At 39.1% G+C, this 17,547-nt stretch carries 16 protein-coding genes; 15 read left to right on the top strand and 1 reads right to left on the bottom strand.

All coding sequences use genetic code 11. The features are described 5' to 3' along the window. Nucleotides 1-237: 237 nt before the first annotated feature. On the bottom strand, nucleotides 238-1,272 hold the full coding sequence (locus AC6I1H_RS16010; RefSeq protein WP_497738517.1) for an IS110 family RNA-guided transposase: 1,035 nt from the start codon (nucleotides 1,270-1,272) through the stop codon (nucleotides 238-240). A 287-nt stretch (nucleotides 1,273-1,559) separates the two neighbouring features. On the opposite strand from AC6I1H_RS16010, the gene AC6I1H_RS16015 reads away from it, so the two are divergent. The 15 genes from AC6I1H_RS16015 to AC6I1H_RS16085 all read left to right on the top strand — a co-directional run bounded on the left by AC6I1H_RS16015 (nucleotide 1,560) and on the right by AC6I1H_RS16085 (nucleotide 17,477). Next, a complete protein-coding gene (locus AC6I1H_RS16015; RefSeq protein WP_497738518.1) occupies nucleotides 1,560-2,855 on the top strand; it encodes a CdaR family transcriptional regulator in 1,296 nt (431 codons plus the stop codon). Between the two features lie 454 nt (nucleotides 2,856-3,309). Next, nucleotides 3,310-3,735, top strand: a complete 426-nt coding sequence (mntA, locus tag AC6I1H_RS16020) for a type VII toxin-antitoxin system MntA family adenylyltransferase antitoxin (RefSeq protein ID WP_497738519.1) — start codon at nucleotides 3,310-3,312, stop codon at nucleotides 3,733-3,735. Continuing rightward, nucleotides 3,728-4,147 carry a type VII toxin-antitoxin system HepT family RNase toxin gene (hepT, locus tag AC6I1H_RS16025; protein ID WP_497738520.1) on the top strand — a complete coding sequence of 140 codons (420 nt, stop codon included), beginning with the start codon at nucleotides 3,728-3,730 and terminating at the stop codon, nucleotides 4,145-4,147. Before mntA ends, hepT begins: the two co-directional genes overlap by 8 nt. Before the next feature lie 56 nt (nucleotides 4,148-4,203). Next, entirely contained in the window at nucleotides 4,204-5,358 is a 1,155-nt protein-coding gene (locus AC6I1H_RS16030) for a pyridoxal-phosphate-dependent aminotransferase family protein (RefSeq protein WP_497740832.1), read from the top strand. A 292-nt stretch (nucleotides 5,359-5,650) separates the two neighbouring features. Then, nucleotides 5,651-7,543: a sigma 54-interacting transcriptional regulator gene (locus tag AC6I1H_RS16035; protein WP_497738521.1), complete on the top strand. Its 1,893-nt coding sequence runs from the start codon at nucleotides 5,651-5,653 to the stop codon at nucleotides 7,541-7,543. Between the two features lie 208 nt (nucleotides 7,544-7,751). Then, entirely contained in the window at nucleotides 7,752-9,020 is a 1,269-nt protein-coding gene (locus AC6I1H_RS16040) for a four-carbon acid sugar kinase family protein (RefSeq protein WP_497738522.1), read from the top strand. Further along, complete coding sequence (gene pdxA, locus AC6I1H_RS16045; protein ID WP_497738523.1) at nucleotides 9,017-10,051, top strand: 4-hydroxythreonine-4-phosphate dehydrogenase PdxA; 1,035 nt, start codon at nucleotides 9,017-9,019, stop codon at nucleotides 10,049-10,051. The genes AC6I1H_RS16040 and pdxA overlap by 4 nt, the downstream gene beginning before the upstream one ends. 25 nt (nucleotides 10,052-10,076) lie before the next feature. Continuing rightward, on the top strand, nucleotides 10,077-10,952 hold the full coding sequence (dapA, locus tag AC6I1H_RS16050; RefSeq protein ID WP_497738524.1) for a 4-hydroxy-tetrahydrodipicolinate synthase: 876 nt from the start codon (nucleotides 10,077-10,079) through the stop codon (nucleotides 10,950-10,952). Between the two features lie 17 nt (nucleotides 10,953-10,969). Further along, complete coding sequence (locus tag AC6I1H_RS16055) at nucleotides 10,970-12,130, top strand: iron-containing alcohol dehydrogenase (RefSeq protein ID WP_497738525.1); 1,161 nt, start codon at nucleotides 10,970-10,972, stop codon at nucleotides 12,128-12,130. Between the two features lie 60 nt (nucleotides 12,131-12,190). Next, nucleotides 12,191-13,192 (top strand): hydroxyacid dehydrogenase, encoded by a 1,002-nt coding sequence (locus AC6I1H_RS16060; protein ID WP_497738526.1) that lies wholly within the window; start codon nucleotides 12,191-12,193, stop codon nucleotides 13,190-13,192. Continuing rightward, nucleotides 13,173-13,667: a tripartite tricarboxylate transporter TctB family protein gene (locus tag AC6I1H_RS16065; protein WP_497738527.1), complete on the top strand. Its 495-nt coding sequence runs from the start codon at nucleotides 13,173-13,175 to the stop codon at nucleotides 13,665-13,667. The genes AC6I1H_RS16060 and AC6I1H_RS16065 overlap by 20 nt, the downstream gene beginning before the upstream one ends. A 31-nt stretch (nucleotides 13,668-13,698) precedes the next feature. Further along, a complete protein-coding gene (locus AC6I1H_RS16070) occupies nucleotides 13,699-15,210 on the top strand; it encodes a tripartite tricarboxylate transporter permease (protein ID WP_497738528.1) in 1,512 nt (503 codons plus the stop codon). A gap of 210 nt (nucleotides 15,211-15,420) precedes the next feature. Further along, nucleotides 15,421-16,446: a tripartite tricarboxylate transporter substrate binding protein gene (locus tag AC6I1H_RS16075; RefSeq protein ID WP_497738529.1), complete on the top strand. Its 1,026-nt coding sequence runs from the start codon at nucleotides 15,421-15,423 to the stop codon at nucleotides 16,444-16,446. 310 nt (nucleotides 16,447-16,756) lie between these two features. Next, nucleotides 16,757-17,125, top strand: coding sequence for a hypothetical protein (locus tag AC6I1H_RS16080; RefSeq protein WP_497738530.1), 369 nt, complete (start codon nucleotides 16,757-16,759; stop codon nucleotides 17,123-17,125). Further along, complete coding sequence (locus AC6I1H_RS16085; RefSeq protein WP_497738531.1) at nucleotides 17,103-17,477, top strand: hypothetical protein; 375 nt, start codon at nucleotides 17,103-17,105, stop codon at nucleotides 17,475-17,477. Before AC6I1H_RS16080 ends, AC6I1H_RS16085 begins: the two co-directional genes overlap by 23 nt. The last annotated feature ends 70 nt before the right edge of the window (nucleotides 17,478-17,547 follow it).

Here is a 17,547-nt window from a genome sequence, read left to right on the forward strand (position 1 = left end):
CCGAAGAAAAATATGCACCTTTAAAATTAAACAGACTTTTTATCGATGACTTCGTAACCTAAGGATTTAAGGCGCCTTATCATGCTTTTGGCTACATTATGAGGCCTTAATTTCAAGAGATAATCTCCGCCTAGTTCCTCATAAGGTTCTTTGTATTTGATTATGTGAAATACGGCAATCATGATATGTCTTGCAGTAGCTATGGCTGCTTTCTGTGGCCCTCGTCGGGCTTTAATGCTATGGAACTTTGAGGAAAGGTAAGTATCCTTTGTGCGAGATGCTGCATGGGCACATTGACATGTTATGGTCTTTATGTATTGGTTGCCTGGTCTTGTTCTTGTACTTTTTTTTACCAGCACTGACATTGTTCCCCGGGCTTAAGCCTGACCATGATGTTAGACGTTCCGGAGTTTCAAAGACTGACATGTCTATGCCCACTTCTGCGACTATCGCCTGTGCGGAAGTTTTATCCACACCTGGAATGGTGGTGAGGAGCTTGATTTCTTGCTGATAAGGCTTGCATTTTTCTTCAAGCAGTTTATCCAGTTCCTCGATTTGTTCACTAATGAACGCAAGATGTTCCAGAACCATTTGCAGCATCATTGCATGGTGTTTGTCCATTTTTCCATTCAAAGCTTCCATAAGCTCCGGAATCTTTCTGCGAAGTTTTCCTTTAGCAAGTTGAGCCAGTTCTTCAGGATCTGCTTCTTCAGGGTTTTCGATAAGAGCTTTCATAATGGCTGTTCCGGATGCACCGAAGATATCTGTTGCAACGCAGGAAAGCTTAATGTTGCAGGTTTCAAGTATATTATGAGCCCTGTCCTTTTCCGAAGTGCGCATGGATACCAGTTTTGCCCTGTATCTTGTCATTTCTCTGAGTTCCCGGATATCTTTCGGTGGAATGAAGCTGCCATTAACAAGGCCTAAAGCTAGGAGTTTGGCAATCCATCTTGAGTCGCTGGGATCTGTTTTTCTTCCGGGCACGTTTTTGATTTGCCTGGCATTTGAAAGAACGATATCGAATTCTCCTTCTAGTACATTGAAAACGGGTATCCAATATACTCCGGTGCTTTCCATAGCTACTTTTTCGCAGTTTTGTTCCTTTAACCAGTTTTTTAATTTTTCAAGGTCCGAAGTCATCGTTGAGAAAGTTTTGATGTTATCGGTATATTCACCGAATTCGTCTGCTTTTAAAACGCAGGCTACTACATTCCTTTTGTGGACATCAATCCCACAGCAGGATTTGTTTAGGACATTGAGTATTTTTGGCAATTATAGACCCCCTGTATAGTATACTCGACACTTGGTATGGCAGCCCGAAGAAAGCAATGTTTAATATGCATGCTCGAAGCAATACTTTTTTGTGCTTAAAGGCTGCTGCAAACATGTTAATGCTCGGGCTAATCCAGGAAAATGGATTGGCACCGGTACTAAAACCGTGGTCTATACCTTGTGTCTTTATATATTTTACAGGATTTAAAGCTATGTTTCATCCTTTTTTGTGCCGGGCTGCCCGGCGTGGAGGTTAATGTAAATTTATTTCAAACGGGGGGATTTCATTGGAAATTACCCATCAGTACGCACAGAGTATTGTTGACAGGACTATGAAAGTCCTGGGATACAATATAAATATAATGAATAGTATTGGCATCATTGTAGGCAGCGGGGATAAAAAGAGAATAAATACGTTTCACCAGGGGGCGGCCGAAGTTATTAAAACTGGAAAACCCCTGGAGATTACTTCGGACCAGGCTGAGAAACTTGAAGGAGTAAAGCCTGGAGTAAACCTCCCCATTTATTTGAATGAAAAAATAGCGGGAGTGGTAGGGATCACCGGTGAACCTAATGAGGTACGCCCTTACGGAGAGCTTTTAAAGATTTCGGTAGAAACCATGCTGCAGCAGGCATTTCTTTCCGAACAGCTCAGGATGGAACAAAATGCCCGGGAGCTTTATGTAGATGACATAATACGCGGAAACTTTATAGATAACGAGGATATTTTTCTGGCAAAAGGTACAGTATTGGGATTTGATATGAATATACCTAGAGTAGCAGTAGTATTAAAAATATATGGCCTGAATGAAAAAATATATGGCAAAGTTAATAATGGTGAAATAAAAAAAGTTGAAAGTGAAAATAAAACCGAGCTCTTAAATGAGAAAAATAGTGTGTATGTTAATCATCTGTTTGCTCAAAAAGATGAATTAAGATTACAGAAACGGCGGGAAAAGATATTGGATAGAATAAAACAGGCTTTTTCAAATCCGCAGAACATGTTCAGCTACAGCGGAAGCAATATTTTTATCATCTTCTACGCCATAAAAAATTTGGATAACGTTAAATTAAAGAAAGAAATTTGGAATTCAATTTTTTCTGTGAAGGATATCTTTGAAAAATATAATCTCACTTTCCTGGCAACCGTCGGTTCTTTTTATCCTGGGCTTTCGGGTTTGAAAAAATCTTACGACGAAGCCTTTAAAGCACTGGAAATTCAAGAACAGATTAAAAAAGCCGATAAAGAAAAAGGAACTATAACATTAGCCCAGGATGTAAGCCTTGAAATATTGCTCGCCAACATACCGCAGGACATGCTTCAGAGATTTAAAAAACTGCTTTTATCTCACAATCCGCAGCTTAAAATCATAAATCACGAAAAACTGTTTGATACACTAAAAACCTTTTTTAAAAACGATATGAATATTAGCACCGCAGCGGAAAAGCTTGGCGTAACCCGCAATACCTTGTCAGGCAGGCTTGACAAGGTAAAGGAAATTACCGGCTACGACCCCAGGAAATTTTTCGATGCCATGAAACTGGAATTGCTGATTTTGATAGAAGAATTCGGGCTTTCTTAAAGCAGAAAGTTGCCTCAATTTATTGAGGGAAGTATCGATTATATTTATCTTGTTTAATATTTTTGCTTTATCGATTTCCATATTTTATTTTTAATCCCTCCTCGTAATCATTATAAAAACGTTTTAATGTATAACCATAGTCGCCATATATATATATATTAAATACTCTCTCCTTGAAATCGGCTAATAATAATTCATTACTACAATACAGCAAATCCCCGGTGGAAATTACCTGAAATTGAATATCAATTGAGGAGCTGTTGAGATTTATGACATCGACATCATCGCGTTGCAATATTTTGCAAATGTCTGCTTCTAAGCATAAGAAATTGACTTTCATTTCCAGTCGTCGAAGGTATTTTGGCGGATTAAATTTTTGCTTTTTGGCGCTTATAGAAAAAACGAGTTTCCTATGACAGAATTAAAATATGTGATATAATTGCTTTGGGTGAGAATGGTGGATGCAAACGCTTTAATTAAAGAATTAAAGGAATTTTTCCTTTCAAATGACAATGTTGTTTTTGCTTATCTTTTCGGTTCGTATGCCGAAGGGAAGGTGAGAGCCGGCAGCGATATCGACATCGCCGCCTACGTAGCAGGCATGAAAGCTGAAGAATATTTTGAATTCAAATTAAAATATAAAGGCGAGCTTGAAAATATTTTGAAACTCCCTGTGGATTTAATAATTATGAACAGTGCTCCACCTTTGTTAAACCATGAAATATTTAAAAATGGCATTATTTTAAAGAACGGTAACCCTTCCATACTTTCTCAATTTCGAGTTAAAAACTTTTATTTTTATCTTGATCAAATGTATATAATAAATAAGTATCTTGAAAGGACTAAAGAAAAGATCAGGGAAGTGATGACAAATGGTTAAGAGGGAAATAATTTCGAAAAAAGTAAATCTGATCAGGCATCATTTAGAGCGGATATCTTTAAAAAGCAATATTTCGCTCGAAGAGTTTTTAAATAATGAGGATGAGAGAGATATTATATGTCATAACCTTTTCGTGACGCTTCAATATATTATAGATATCTGCTCACATATTATATCTGACGAAGGATTCGAAGAACCTGTTTTTTTATCAGATATGGCGAACATTCTTGTAAAAGAAAAAGTCATTAGAAAGGAACTTGAAAAGCCATTAAAAGACATGATCGGTTTAAGAAATATAATAGCTCATCAGTATGGCGACATAGATTTTAAGACTATATATAAAATCGCAAAGAATGATTTAAAGGATGTATATGCATTTTTGGAGGATATTATTGACTATGCTAAATTATAATTATTCCTGGTTCTAATTCAAAGAAAACTTTAATTTGGAGGCAATCAACGATGACCATTAAGAATGGACTTATAATGACGCCGGGGCCTACGGAAGTTAATGAGCGGGTGAGGATGGCAATGGCAAGGCCAATAACAAACCCGGACCTTGACCCGGACTTTTTTGATTTCTATGATAAGACGTGTGAAAAGTTGAAAAAGATTCTTAAAACCCAAAATGATGTATTTATACTGAGTGGAGAGGGGATCCTGGGGTTAGATGCAGCCATGGCATCACTGATAGAACCGGGAGATAAGGTGCTGTGCCTTGCCAACGGTGTTTTTGGTGAGGGTTTTGGAGAGTTTGCTGAATTATATGGGGCGGAAGTTGTTTATTTAAGAAAAGAATATGATGATGCTTTTACCGTTGACGATGTAAAAAAGTTTCTGGCAAAAAACAATGGTTTCAAGCTTGCTACAGTGGTTCACTGCGAAACACCGGCAGGAATGATAAATCCCATTGAAGAAATATGTCCGGTTTTAAAAGAAGCGGGCATAATTACAGTGGTGGATGCTGTATCGTCCATTGCAGGACAGAAAGTTATGACCGACGATTGGGGTATAGACATAGTCCTGGGTGGTTCCCAGAAATGCCTTTCGGCACCTCCAGGTCTTACTTTTCTTTCAATAAGCGAAGATGCATGGAACTGCATGGAAGAAAGAAAGACACCCGTACCTGGGTTTTACACCAATCTTTTAAAATGGAAGCAAATGTGGTACAAAGACAGGGTATTCCCGTATACGCAGCCCATATCGGATATATACGGCCTTTCAGAAGCGGTAGATGTAGTTTTAGAAGAGAGTGAAAATATCTATATCCGACATGCCCGCATAGCTAATGCCGTGAGGGATACTCTAAAAGATGCAGGTTTTAAGATATTTCCCAAAGAAGGAGCTGAAGCCAATACCGTGACCGCCTTTTATATTCCGCAAGGGATAGATGATGAAAAGTTTCGAAAGCATCTTTGGGATAAATACAATGTTATGATAGCCGGAAGCTGGGGAAAACTATCAGGTAAAGTATGGCGCATAGGCCACATGGGAGAAAACGCAAGGGAAGAAAAGGTGTTTAGATTTTTTACAGCCTTTGAGAAAACTTTACGGGACTTTAAATATTCACTTCCGATTTCCCCTGGAAAAACCTTTGCAGAAAAAATTTATTTATGCTCTTAATTCAAATAAGCATAAGCGTGACATCTTGTCATGCTCTTTGAGATAAGTTTTTATCAAAGCCCGCATGAATTCTTTTATAATTGGGTCCAGAATGATTTAATAGAGCAATTTTGATTGCATAACCTCAACTTCTAAAAAGGAGAAGAGGTTAATTTTTTAGCAACCTATTGAAACATAATAATTGTATCATTTTAGTATGTGATATACTTAATTTGAACTTTATTTTATTTTTAATATGCTTTATTATACTGAAATGATTTTGGGGGGTGAAATTGCCTTTGGGGCGGAAAATATGAATAATATCTTATTGATTGCACCTTATGAGGATTTGGAAAAAACGGCAAAGGATGTGATTAAAGAATATAATCTCAAAGTAGATGTTATCCAGGGGAATTTAAGTGATGGAGCAATAATAGCAAAACATGCAGAAGAAAAGGGCGTAGAAGTTATTATCAGTCGGGGAGGTACATATCAGGTAATAAAAAATGCTGTCAACATACCCGTGGTGGAAATTCAGGTAAGTGCCTTTGACATTTTAAGGGCTTTAAAAGATTTGTTGGATTATAGGGGCCCCATTGGAATAGTGGGATATGAAAATGTGGTTTTTGGGATAGATACTTTGATTGATGTACTGGGGCTCGATTTGATACGTGTCATCTTTAAGGATGAGAGTGAAGCGCCTAGACAGGTTTTTGAAGTGGCGTCAAAAGGCGTGAGAGAATTCGTAGGGGATACTATTGGTATAAAGACGGTAAAAAGCATGGGTTTTAGAGGCAGACTCATAGAATCAGGGAAAGAAGCCGTATTGTCGGCTATCTATGAAGCCCGAAGGGTGCTCGAGATACGACGGGAAGAAAGGGCCCGAGCCGAACGATTTAAAGTTATAATGGATTTTATCCATGACGGCATAATAGCGGTGGACGAAAAAGGCTGTATTACAATTTTTAATAAAACAGCAGGAGAGATATTCAAAAAGAGTGACAATCCCGTGGGCAAACCTGTATCCGAATTGCTGGAAACCACCAAACTGCCGGAGGTTTTAAAAACCGGAGAGCCCCAACTTGGAGAGCTGCAGAGGGTTGGGGATGTGGTGATTGCCACAAATCGGGTCCCGATTATAGTGGACGGCGAAATAAAAGGTGCGGTGGCTACTTTTCAGGATGTGACCCAGATACAGAAGATGGAGCAGAAAATAAGGAGGGAGCTGCACCAAAAAGGCCTGGTGGCCAAATACAGTTTTAAGGATATCATTCACAAAAGCCAAATAATGGAAGACCTTATATATAGAGCAAAAAAATATGCCGAACTAGATTCTACGACGGTCCTTATACTGGGAGAAACCGGAACGGGGAAGGAGCTTTTCGCCCACAGCATCCACAACGAAAGCCCCAGGGCGAAGGGACCTTTTGTGGCTATAAACTGTGCCGCCCTTCCGGAGAATCTTCTCGAAAGCGAACTCTTCGGTTATGCAGAGGGTGCTTTTACCGGCGCCCGCCGGGGAGGGAAAATCGGCCTTTTTGAAATGGCACACATGGGTACAATCTTTCTTGATGAAATAGGGGACATGCCCCTGAATCTTCAGTCGAGGCTGCTGAGAGTAATTCAGGAAAAGGAAGTTATGAGGATTGGCGACGATAGAGTGATTCCGGTGGATGTCAGGATAATAGCTTCCACTAACAGAAATCTGGAGGAAGATATAGAAAAAGGCACCTTCCGGCGGGATCTGTTTTACAGATTGAATGTATTAAAGCTGATTATTCCGCCTCTGAGAGAAAGAAAAGAGGATATACCGCTGCTGGTGAGTTTATTCGTTGAGAAATATTCTGCAAGACTTGGCAAGAATATAAAGGGAGTTACCCAAAAAGCTCTGGATTTGCTTATGAATCTGGCTTATCCTGGAAATGTGAGGGAATTAAAGGGTGTCATCGAACGGGCTGTGGCCTTTGCCGAGAGTGAATATATAGAAGAAGCCGATTTAGGGATTTCAAACCAGGCCGCAAAGCAAAGTGATACCATATCCCGGGATATATTTAAAGGAAACTTCACATTAAAAGAAATAGAAATCATGGCCATAAAAGAGACGCTGGCAAAGACACAGAACAATATTTCCGAGGCGGCCAGGCTCTTGGGCGTGGACAGAACCACCATTTGGAGAAAGATTAAGGAATCAGGCTTGATGCAGTGATGCAAAATACATCAAATGTTGCAAATTACAATATATTCTATTGTAATTTGCAACATTTTTTTTGAAATAAACAAATCATAACCATGTTTTACACCTGGCATGATAATTGCTTTAAAAATATAGCGACATGAATCAATAGATAAAATTAAGGCAACAGTTTCAAAAATTTACATTCCTCAATTATATTAAGCAAACAGGTGATAAGTTAATGGAAAAACTTTGCATCATTGCCGATGATCTTACGGGAGCGACCGACACCGGTGTTCAATTCAGCAAGTTCGGAATATCCACAGCCGTCGTCTTCAATTATTTGACGATTAAAGATTTGACATTCGACTTCGATATCGTTTCCATTAATGCCGGAACGCGCAATATCGATAGAGAAGTGGCCTATTCAAGGGTAAAAGATATAGTTCGGACTCTGAGTGGTATGAATTTTAAGTTGTACTATAAAAAAATAGATTCCACTCTACGCGGCCAGCCCGATGTCGAAATTGAAGCCATGATGGATGAATTGGGTTTTGAGATGGCATTCATAGTTCCATCGTTTCCGGCAAACGGAAGAAAAGTGGAAAAAGGCTATCTATATATTGATAAAAATCTGAAAGAAGAACAAAACAATTTTCAATCCATAGGTTTTGTGCCGGATATATTTAAAAATAAAAAAGATAAACCGGTGTCTTTAATAGAAATCGAAGATGTGAGAAAAGGCGCATCCAATTTAAAACAAAAAATCGATGAACTGAGGAAATTGAAAAAACAGATATTTGTAATAGATGCAGTGACAAACGATGATCTGATGAATATAGCCCTTGCCGTCAAAGATTATGCGACACAATCCGTGATTGCGGGGTCTGCGGGGTTGGCGAGCTGCATCCCTCTGATGTGGGATATGGTGAAGGAGTATCGTCAATATCCCGGTGGAAAGCCAATATTATTTCTGGCAGGAACGCGCAATATGGTGACTGCTGAACAGATTAAAACGCTTACCGCTTTCAGCTCGGTGAAAGTTGTAGAAATGAATTCTGAAGAAATAATCAAAGGGAAAAACGATGAAGAATTGAACAGAGTCACAGATGAAACGAAAAAAGCATTGCATGAAGGCAAAATCGTCGTAGTGGCAATCGACAGCTTGCTGAAAAGCCAAAAAGAAATTTATAACCAGGAGATTTCATCGGAAAACGCTAAAAAAGTCGCAAAGAGCTTTGGTGTTGTGGCAAAAAATGTTGTTTCCGATAAGATGATTAAAGCCCTGGTTGTAACGGGCGGCGATGTAGCGATAAATGTTTTTGACACCATGGAGGCAAAAGGAATAATACTGGAAAATGAGATATTGCCGGGCATACCTGTCGGCAGACTTATCGGAGGAAAATTTGACGGTTTGCATGTGGTTACAAAAGCCGGAGGATTCGGAGATAAGGATTCATTTATAAATATAGTAAATTATTTAAACACGGGAGGAGAAAAGTTGAAATGAAGCCAATAATCGGAATAACCATGGGCGACCCTGCGGGAATAGGCCCGGAGATAGCAATAAAAGCGCTGGCAAAAGAGCATATTTATGAAAAATGCATTCCCGTAATCATCGGAGATGCCGAACCGTTGAAAGACGCAAACAGATTTACCAGCCTGAATTTAAAAATGAATGAAATATCCGGGATTAATCAGGCAAAAGGCGAATTCGGAACCGTGGACTACCTGAATTTGAATCTGCTTTCGCCGGGAAGCTGGGAATACAAGAAGGTAAGCGCTCTGGCGGGCAAGGCGGCGTTCAACTATGTGAAAAAAGGAATCGAGCTTGCGCTGGAGAACAAAATACACGCGGTGGTTACCGGACCCATCAACAAGGAATCAATCAACCTTGCGGGCTACCACTATTCGGGCCACACGGAAATATTTGCAGACTTGACGGGAACAAAGGACTATGCAATGATGTTGGCAAGCGGCAGTTTGAAGGTGGTCCATGCCACGACGCATGTTTCCATGCGAAAAGCATGCGATTTGATAACCGAAGAAAGGGTATACAAGGTTATTCGCCTGGCCTTCGATGCCGTAAAAATGATGGGCGTTGAAAAGCCGCGAATAGGGGTTGCGGGGCTTAATGCCCACAGTTCGGAAAACGGTCTTTTCGGAAGCGAAGAGGCAACGGCCATCATACCTGCCATCGAAAGGGCAAAGCGTGAGGGGATAAACGCGGACGGCCCTGTTCCTCCAGATACCGTGTTTGTAAAGGCTCTTGCGGGGCAATACGATATAGTTGTGGCCATGTACCACGACCAGGGGCATATTCCCGTTAAACTGACAGGCTTTAAACTGGACATTGCAACAAACAAATATACATCTGTGAGCGGAATCAACTGCACCCTCGGCCTTCCGATCATTCGCACATCCGTGGACCACGGGACGGCCTTCGGCAAGGCGGGAGAAGGAAGGGCGAATGAGGAAAGCCTGGTGGATGCCATTGAAATGGCAATAAGGATGGCAAAGGTGAAGTTTGATTTGAAATAAATTTATGATGAAAGGCGGACGAAAAATGTTAAAACCTGAGGGGATTATTGTTCCAATCATCACACCCATGACGGAAGACGAAGAGATAAATGAAAAAGAGCTTCGAAACCAGATAAACAGAATGATATCCAGCGGCATACACGGGATATTCTGTTTGGGTACTAATGGAGAATCGTATGCCCTTTCTGAAGGGGAAAAATTGAGGGTTATAGAAATCACCGTTGAGGAGACCGCAAAAAGAGTACCAGTATATGCGGGCACAGGCTGCATCAGCACCAGAGAAACCATAAGGCTTTCTTTGAAGGCAAAACAACTGGGAGTAGACGCACTGTCTATTCTATCCCCGTATTATGTCGCCGTAACACAGGATGATATATATAGCTATTTTGCTGAAATTGCGGAATCCGTGGATTTGCCCATTGTTCTTTACAATATTCCTGCCCGGACCGGCAACAACATTGACTACAAGACAGTGGCCAGGCTCTCAAAATATCAGAACATAGTGGGCATAAAAGACAGCAGCGGCAATTTCGACAATACATTGAGATATATAGAAGATACGCATGAAAGAATATCGGTACTTTCAGGAAACGACTCGCTCATTCTGTGGACGCTTCTGGCAGGAGGGAATGGCGCCATAGCGGGAACCGCAAATCTATTCCCGGAACTTTTGGTTGAAATTTACAGACTATGGCAAAAAGGAGAAATTAAAAAGGCGAACGAGTTGCAGAAAAAATTGAGGCCATTTAGAGATGTCATGAAAATGGGTAATCCAAATTCAGTTGTCAAAAGAGCAATGAATCTTTTGGGATATAATGTCGGGCCAGCCAGAAGGCCTGTGAGCGGTCTTAATCCTAAAATAGAAGAGGAACTTGAAAGAGTATTAAAACTATACAAATAACAGGAAGTGAGTTAAAAATGTTTAAAGGAATATATTCCCTGCAAATTCCGGGAAAGGTAATAGCAGGTGTAGGCAGCATAGAAAGTCTGAAAGATATTATAAAAGATGAAAAAGTAGAAAAAACATTAATCATTACGGATAAGGGGGTATGGAATGCAGGGCTGGTGGAAAAACCAATAGAAATTTTAAAATCTTGCGGCTGTACTGTTGAGGTAATCAATAACACGCCGCCTGAACCCGAAGTTTCACAGATCGAGGAAATATTAAAAAGTGTAAAAAGCATGGACTGTCAGATGATTATTGGAATCGGCGGCGGAAGCTCCATGGATGCGGCAAAAATCATATCGGTGCTAATGACGAATGACAGCAGTGTTAGAGAAATACTTGGAACTGACAGGATAAAAAACAAAGGTATACTGACGCTGATGATTCCCACTACAGCAGGAACGGGATCGGAAGCCACACCCAACGCAATCGTGCTTGTACCTGAGGAAAAGCTTAAAATCGGCATAGTAAGCAGCAAGTTGATACCCGACTACGTGATCCTTGACCCGAGCTTAACTGTGAAACTCCCGCCTGCCATAACGGCAAACACCGGCATGGATGCATTGATACACGCTATGGAATGCTATATATCGCTTAAAGCAAATCCGTTCAGCGATACTTTCGCACTCAGAGCAATAAAGTTGATTTCAAACAGCATCCGCAGAGCTTTTAATAACGGTGAAGATATTAATGCTCGCAATGACATGCTAATAGGTTCGTTTTACGGTGGAGTATGCATAGCTGCTTCAGGGACCGCGGCGGTGCACGCCTTGTCATATCCTTTGGGCAGCATATACAGGATACCGCACGGGCTTTCAAATGCAATACTGCTGCCCTATGTCATGGAATTCAACATGGAAGCAGCAATAGAAAGATACAGGGATATGGCAATAGCCATGGGAATCGACATAAACGGCCTTTCGGACGAACAGGCCGCGCAAAAAATGGTGGAGAGCCTGTACGATTTGACAAAAGATTTGAACATCAAGTCACCGCTAAAAGAAATGAATATATCCGAAAGCGAACTTGACGAAATCGTGGAAAGCGCGTCCAAGGTCACGAGGCTGCTGGACAATAATCCTAAGAAGATGAGCAAAGAAGATATGAAAGCAATATACAGGAAGATAATATAGAATACAAATCATTAAATAAAAGGGAAATTGTTTTTAATAAGAAGAAGGGAGTCAAAATCCTTGTATAACATTGTTTTATCGCATGAACTATATAAACCGGGGATGGAAGCTCTTGAAGGCAAAGCAAATATTGTTATAACTAATAATGGAAATAGTGCTGAAATACTTGATATACTTAAAGAAGCAGATGCTTTCATTCTGCGAATTGGCAGAATCGATCGCAAGGCAATCGAAGCGTGTAATAGACTTAAAGTTATTACGCGACCGGGTGTCGGCGTCGATAATGTTGATGTAGTGGCTGCCACTGAAAAAGGTATACCGGTGGTGATATGCCCTTCTGCAAATGCTCGTGCGGTTGCGGAACACACGCTGGCACTGATGTTTGCGGTGAGCAAAAATATCGTTGAAAGTGATATTGAGACGAAAAAAGGCAATTTTGGAATTCGAAATAAATATGCTGCAGTGGAAATGAAAGACAAGACTGTAAGCATATTGGGCTTTGGGAATATAGGTAGAGAACTGGCTCGCATGTGTCTTGGCATTGGAATGAAGGTAATGGTCTATGATCCGTATGTTTCGGCAGACATTGCTGCAGCCATGGGATGTGAATACAGTATGGATCTTATAGAGGCAATTTCAGTTGGCGATTATGTATCTTTGCATATGCCTTCAACAGAACAAAGCAGAGGCATGATGGGGAAAAAACAGTTTTTAGCAATGAAACCGACGGCATTTTTTATAAATTGTGCTCGCGGAGATATAGTCGATGAGGCTGCGCTTGTAGAGGCACTGGAAAAAGGCATCATTGCAGGTGCTGGTTTAGATGTATTAGTAGATGAACCAATGAAGGCAGACCATCCATTGATGAAACTTACGAATTGTGTAATTACGCCTCATATGGCAGCCCAAACTCAGGAAACAACCAGAAAAGTGGTGATGATGGCAGTAGAAGGAACATTAGCTGTTTTGCGAGGCGAAAAATGGCCGCATGTGTGCAATCCAGAAGTTTACCAACATTTAAGATGGAAAGGGAGTACAAAAAATGAAGGAACAGCTGTTTAAAAAGTACAAAGAGCTGATAATAGGGATTGTCATAATCATTTTTGCAATTGTATATTTTATCGGTTCATTTTCAATTAAACAAAATAAAGTTGTATCAATAGGGGCAGAATTTATGCCTAGATTATATGGCTTAATTTTATTTATACTAGCGTTACTGCAAATTTACAAAGGATTAATTTATGTTAAAAAATACAAAATCACAGAAGAAAAATTTAAAGCTGAAGAAGATAATAAAGATACAAAAAACGTTATTTTAACATTTCTTTTGATACTGTTGTATATATCGACGATGGAAGTTCTAGGTTTTATTTTATCATCGGCATTATTTCTTTTTGTGATGAGCTTCTTGCTTTCTCCAGCAAATGCAAAGGTTAATTATTATTTATCAATGATTTATTCAATAATTTTATCAATTTGCATATATGTTTTATTTCATAATTTCATGTTTATGCCTCTTCCTAAAGGGATAATTTAAGATAAAATGTTGAAAGGGTAGTGATACAACAATGCTTGAGTCTTTTGCGATAGGCGCGCAAGCAATTTTAAATCCTCTTTGCATTTCGCTGATAATTATTGGAATCGTAATCGGTATTATATTTGGTGCAATACCTGGGCTATCTGCGACGATGGCACTGGCACTATTTTTACCTATAACATATAGTTTAGATCCTATAGCAGGTGTAGTGTTACTGGTATCATTGTATATTGGCGGTATTTCAGGCGGCTTGATTTCCGCCATCTTAACACGCATACCTGGCACACCTTCGTCTGTAGCCACATGTTTTGACGGTTATCCGCTTACAGCAAAAGGCGAAGGACCAAAAGCTTTGGGTGTTGGCATAGTGTTTTCTTTCATAGGAACAATTATGTCTACTGTTGTGTTGATATTTATGGCACCATGGTTGGCAAGAATAGCCATAAAATTTGGCGCATATGAATATTTTTCAGTAGCTTTATTTTCACTCACAATGATGGCTGGTTTATCGGGGAAATCATTAGTTAAAGGTTTGATTTCTGGATTTTTAGGGTGTGTGTTTGCAACTGTTGGCATGGATTCTATAGCAAGTGTACAAAGATATACATTTGGCAATGTCCAAATGGCTTCCGGTTTTAACATTTTACCGGTGTTAATAGGACTATTTGCTATTTCAGAAATATTGATTACAGCAGAAAAAGCAAAACACGCTCAGCAAATAGAAACAATAAAAGTAGACCTCAAGAGCATTCGAGGATTTGGCTTTTCGTTAAAAGAGTTTTTTGAGCAAAAGTGGAATGCGCTGATTTCAGGATTAATCGGAATCGGGATAGGCATTTTGCCTGGCATTGGTGGCGGAGTTGCGAATGTTTTAGCATATGGTGTTATTAAGAATAGATCTAAGTATCCTGAAAAATTTGGGACAGGTATCATTGATGGTGTTGTTGCAAGCGAAACTTCTAATAATGCAGCGATCGGTGGAGCGTTAGTGCCGTTACTGTCATTAGGTATTCCTGGAGATACTGTAACCGCTATGCTTCTCGGAGGCTTGACTATGCAGGGAATATCGCCAGGACCACTGATGTTCAAAGAGCATGTGGATATGGTTTATGCAATTTTTCTTACAATGATTATTGGTTCATTCGCAATGCTGTTTATTGAGTTTTATGGGCTTCGAGTATTTGCGGCAATGCTTAAAATACCTAAACAGTTTTTATTGCCAGGAATATTCATATTCTGTGTTATTGGCGCCTTTGGAGTGAATAATAGAATGTTTGATGTTTGGACTGTCTTGCTTTTTGGAGCAATAGGATATGCTTTCAATAAAGTAGAAATTCCTGCCCCTCCTTTTATACTGGGTTTCTTAATTGGGCCATTGATGGAAATTAACTTGAGGCGTGGATTAATGTTTTCGCAGGGGAGTTTCTTACCATTTTTAACAGAACCTATTTCAGCATTGTTTCTTATAGCTGCACTCCTCGTTATTGTTTATACTGTATACGGCGAATATAAAAAACAAAAAAGTGCAATTGTCTCTAAATAGCAAAAAAGCGAAATGATATTTTAATCTTAAAAGAACAGGTTGACATCTTTTAAATTGAGTTTAGCTACTGATAGATATTACAAAAAATAACATATTAAACAATTAGTAAAATATTTAAAATCGAGGGGGGAACGTTATAGAGGATAAATTTAAAGAAGTACTCTAATCAATTTTATGCAAAAATTAAGCAAAAAGCAGGGAGGATTAAGAATGAAAAAGCTTACTATTCTTTTAATTGTGCTAATACTATTGAGCATAGTATTAGCAGGTTGTACAAACTCTGCGCAAAAAACACCTGAAGCAGAAAAAGCGGAAAAAGCTCCTACTGCTGAAACATCAGATGAACTTAAATGGCCTGACGGTAAAACAATTCAAATAGTAGTTCCATTTAAAGCTGGTGGGGATACTGATTTTCATGCACGTACCTATGCTAAATATATGGAAAAAATTTTAGGAGCTCCTATTGTAATTGTGAATGTAGATGGAGGAAATGGCAGTGTGGGTAGTATTCAAGTGCGTGATGCAAAACCCGATGGATATACGGCGCTGTTCTTTCATGACTCAATGTTAATGAATAAGGTCGTAGGTGTAACAGATTTTGCACATGAGGCGTTTGATGTTTGCGCTACAGGGATAATGGATAATTCGTACATTATTGCAGTCAATTCAAAGAGTAAATACAAGACACTTGATGATTTAATAAAGGATGCAAAAGAAAATCCTGGCAAAATAAAATACGCTTCTTCTGTGGGTGGTTATACTTATTATGTTGGTCGCAAGCTTGAAGAATTGACAGGAGCCGATTTTAACATAGTTGATGCGGGAGGAGGAGCTGATAGGAATGCAGCACTGCTTGCGCAAAAGATAGATACTAATGTTAACCCATATGGTGTTATGAAACCATATATCGATTCGGGTGATTTTAGAGTTTTGGCCGTTTTTTCTGAAAAGCGTAGCAGTCTCTTCCCTGATGTGCCTACAGCAAAAGAACTCGGATATGATATAATTGCACATAGAGCATATTTTCTGGCTTTTCCGAAAGGAACAGATCAGCGTATAATAGAGAAAGTTGCCAATGCTATGGAAGAGGTTTCAAAGAAACCTGAATATGCAGAGGATATCAAGAAAGCATATTGTGTTGAGCCTGCTTATATGAATACTGCTGATACAAAGGCATATCTTGATAGTGCCTTAAAAGAATTTGAAGATGCGAAAGATATGATTCTAGGAAAATAAATATATTCTATTCATAAAAATAAAACTACTAAAAAAAGTAAAGAAGGAGAATTGTCCTTCTTTACTTTTTTTAGCGTAATTAACATTATTATCCAAGGCTTTTGTCATTGAAACCTCCGGCAACTCAGCCGCCGGAAATATCAAGTGTTTGCAAACCCTTTATTTTTATACATTATTAACTATAGAAAAAACGTCTTCGACTTTATAAAGAACTGGAGCAAATCCACTTACTATTATACGTTGCATTATACGAAAAAATATGCGATAATAATATTGAATAAATCAACATATAATAGAAAGGAGAAAAAACATGGGAGGATATGTTTTTCAAATGAATAAAAAACCGCTTTTCTCAAGCGATCAGATTATCAGTATAAGTGACATTCAAAGGAAATGGAGAAGTGTAATTGAACCAAAATTAAGCAAATTTCCCTTCTTAATGATGTTTTCCGGAACGGAACCCAAAGCAACTATCTTGAGCTATGATAGCTTTGAAGAATTATGGAAGAAGGTAAAAGAAGCTTCTGAAATCGAATTAAAAATGGAACTACTGTGTCGCATGATAGAAAACGTAAAAAATAACAGAGAATATGTATCTTTTGCTGATGTAGTTTCAAAAGCAAACATAACTGCAGAAGACCTGGAGGGCGCCCCCGATGTCGAACTTGAAACTGACTGATATTTTACCGGAAAACATAATATTTTTTCCTGCTGCCGTTGACGATTTCCTTACTTTTGACAAAAACCGCCAAATAAAGATAATCAAAGCGCTGCAAAAAATATCAAGGGCTCCTTCGAGCTTCGGGAAAGAACTAGAGAATCAAGCAGGCAGACCTCTTTCGGGTTACCGAAGTATTTACGTAAACAATAAGTCTATAAGAATTATATGGAAAGTTGCCCAAGGGAATATAGTAGAAGTTGCTATTATTGCTAGGATAGCAGAGCGAGACGGCATGATTGCATATAAACTAGCATCTATACAAAAAGGGCAGTTTGAAGAATTTGTTGATCAGCTTTTTAAAAATAATTAACTCAACTTTCGCAGGAACAAAGTGCCAATTTTTCCTTAGAACAAACTTACAACACAGCGAGCAAAAGCCG

The sequence above is a fragment of the Biomaibacter sp. TOL genome (assembly GCF_059717795.1).

Coding starts and splice junctions, on each gene's coding strand:
- mntA (WP_497738519.1), top strand. CDS start 3,310: ATGGTGGATGCAAACGCTTTAATTAAAGAATTAAAGGAATTTTTCCTT.
- hepT (WP_497738520.1), top strand. CDS start 3,728: ATGGTTAAGAGGGAAATAATTTCGAAAAAAGTAAATCTGATCAGGCAT.
- AC6I1H_RS16035 (WP_497738521.1), top strand. CDS start 5,651: ATGAATAATATCTTATTGATTGCACCTTATGAGGATTTGGAAAAAACG.
- AC6I1H_RS16040 (WP_497738522.1), top strand. CDS start 7,752: ATGGAAAAACTTTGCATCATTGCCGATGATCTTACGGGAGCGACCGAC.
- pdxA (WP_497738523.1), top strand. CDS start 9,017: ATGAAGCCAATAATCGGAATAACCATGGGCGACCCTGCGGGAATAGGC.
- dapA (WP_497738524.1), top strand. CDS start 10,077: ATGTTAAAACCTGAGGGGATTATTGTTCCAATCATCACACCCATGACG.
- AC6I1H_RS16055 (WP_497738525.1), top strand. CDS start 10,970: ATGTTTAAAGGAATATATTCCCTGCAAATTCCGGGAAAGGTAATAGCA.
- AC6I1H_RS16065 (WP_497738527.1), top strand. CDS start 13,173: ATGAAGGAACAGCTGTTTAAAAAGTACAAAGAGCTGATAATAGGGATT.
- AC6I1H_RS16070 (WP_497738528.1), top strand. CDS start 13,699: ATGCTTGAGTCTTTTGCGATAGGCGCGCAAGCAATTTTAAATCCTCTT.
- AC6I1H_RS16075 (WP_497738529.1), top strand. CDS start 15,421: ATGAAAAAGCTTACTATTCTTTTAATTGTGCTAATACTATTGAGCATA.
- AC6I1H_RS16080 (WP_497738530.1), top strand. CDS start 16,757: ATGGGAGGATATGTTTTTCAAATGAATAAAAAACCGCTTTTCTCAAGC.
- AC6I1H_RS16085 (WP_497738531.1), top strand. CDS start 17,103: ATGTCGAACTTGAAACTGACTGATATTTTACCGGAAAACATAATATTT.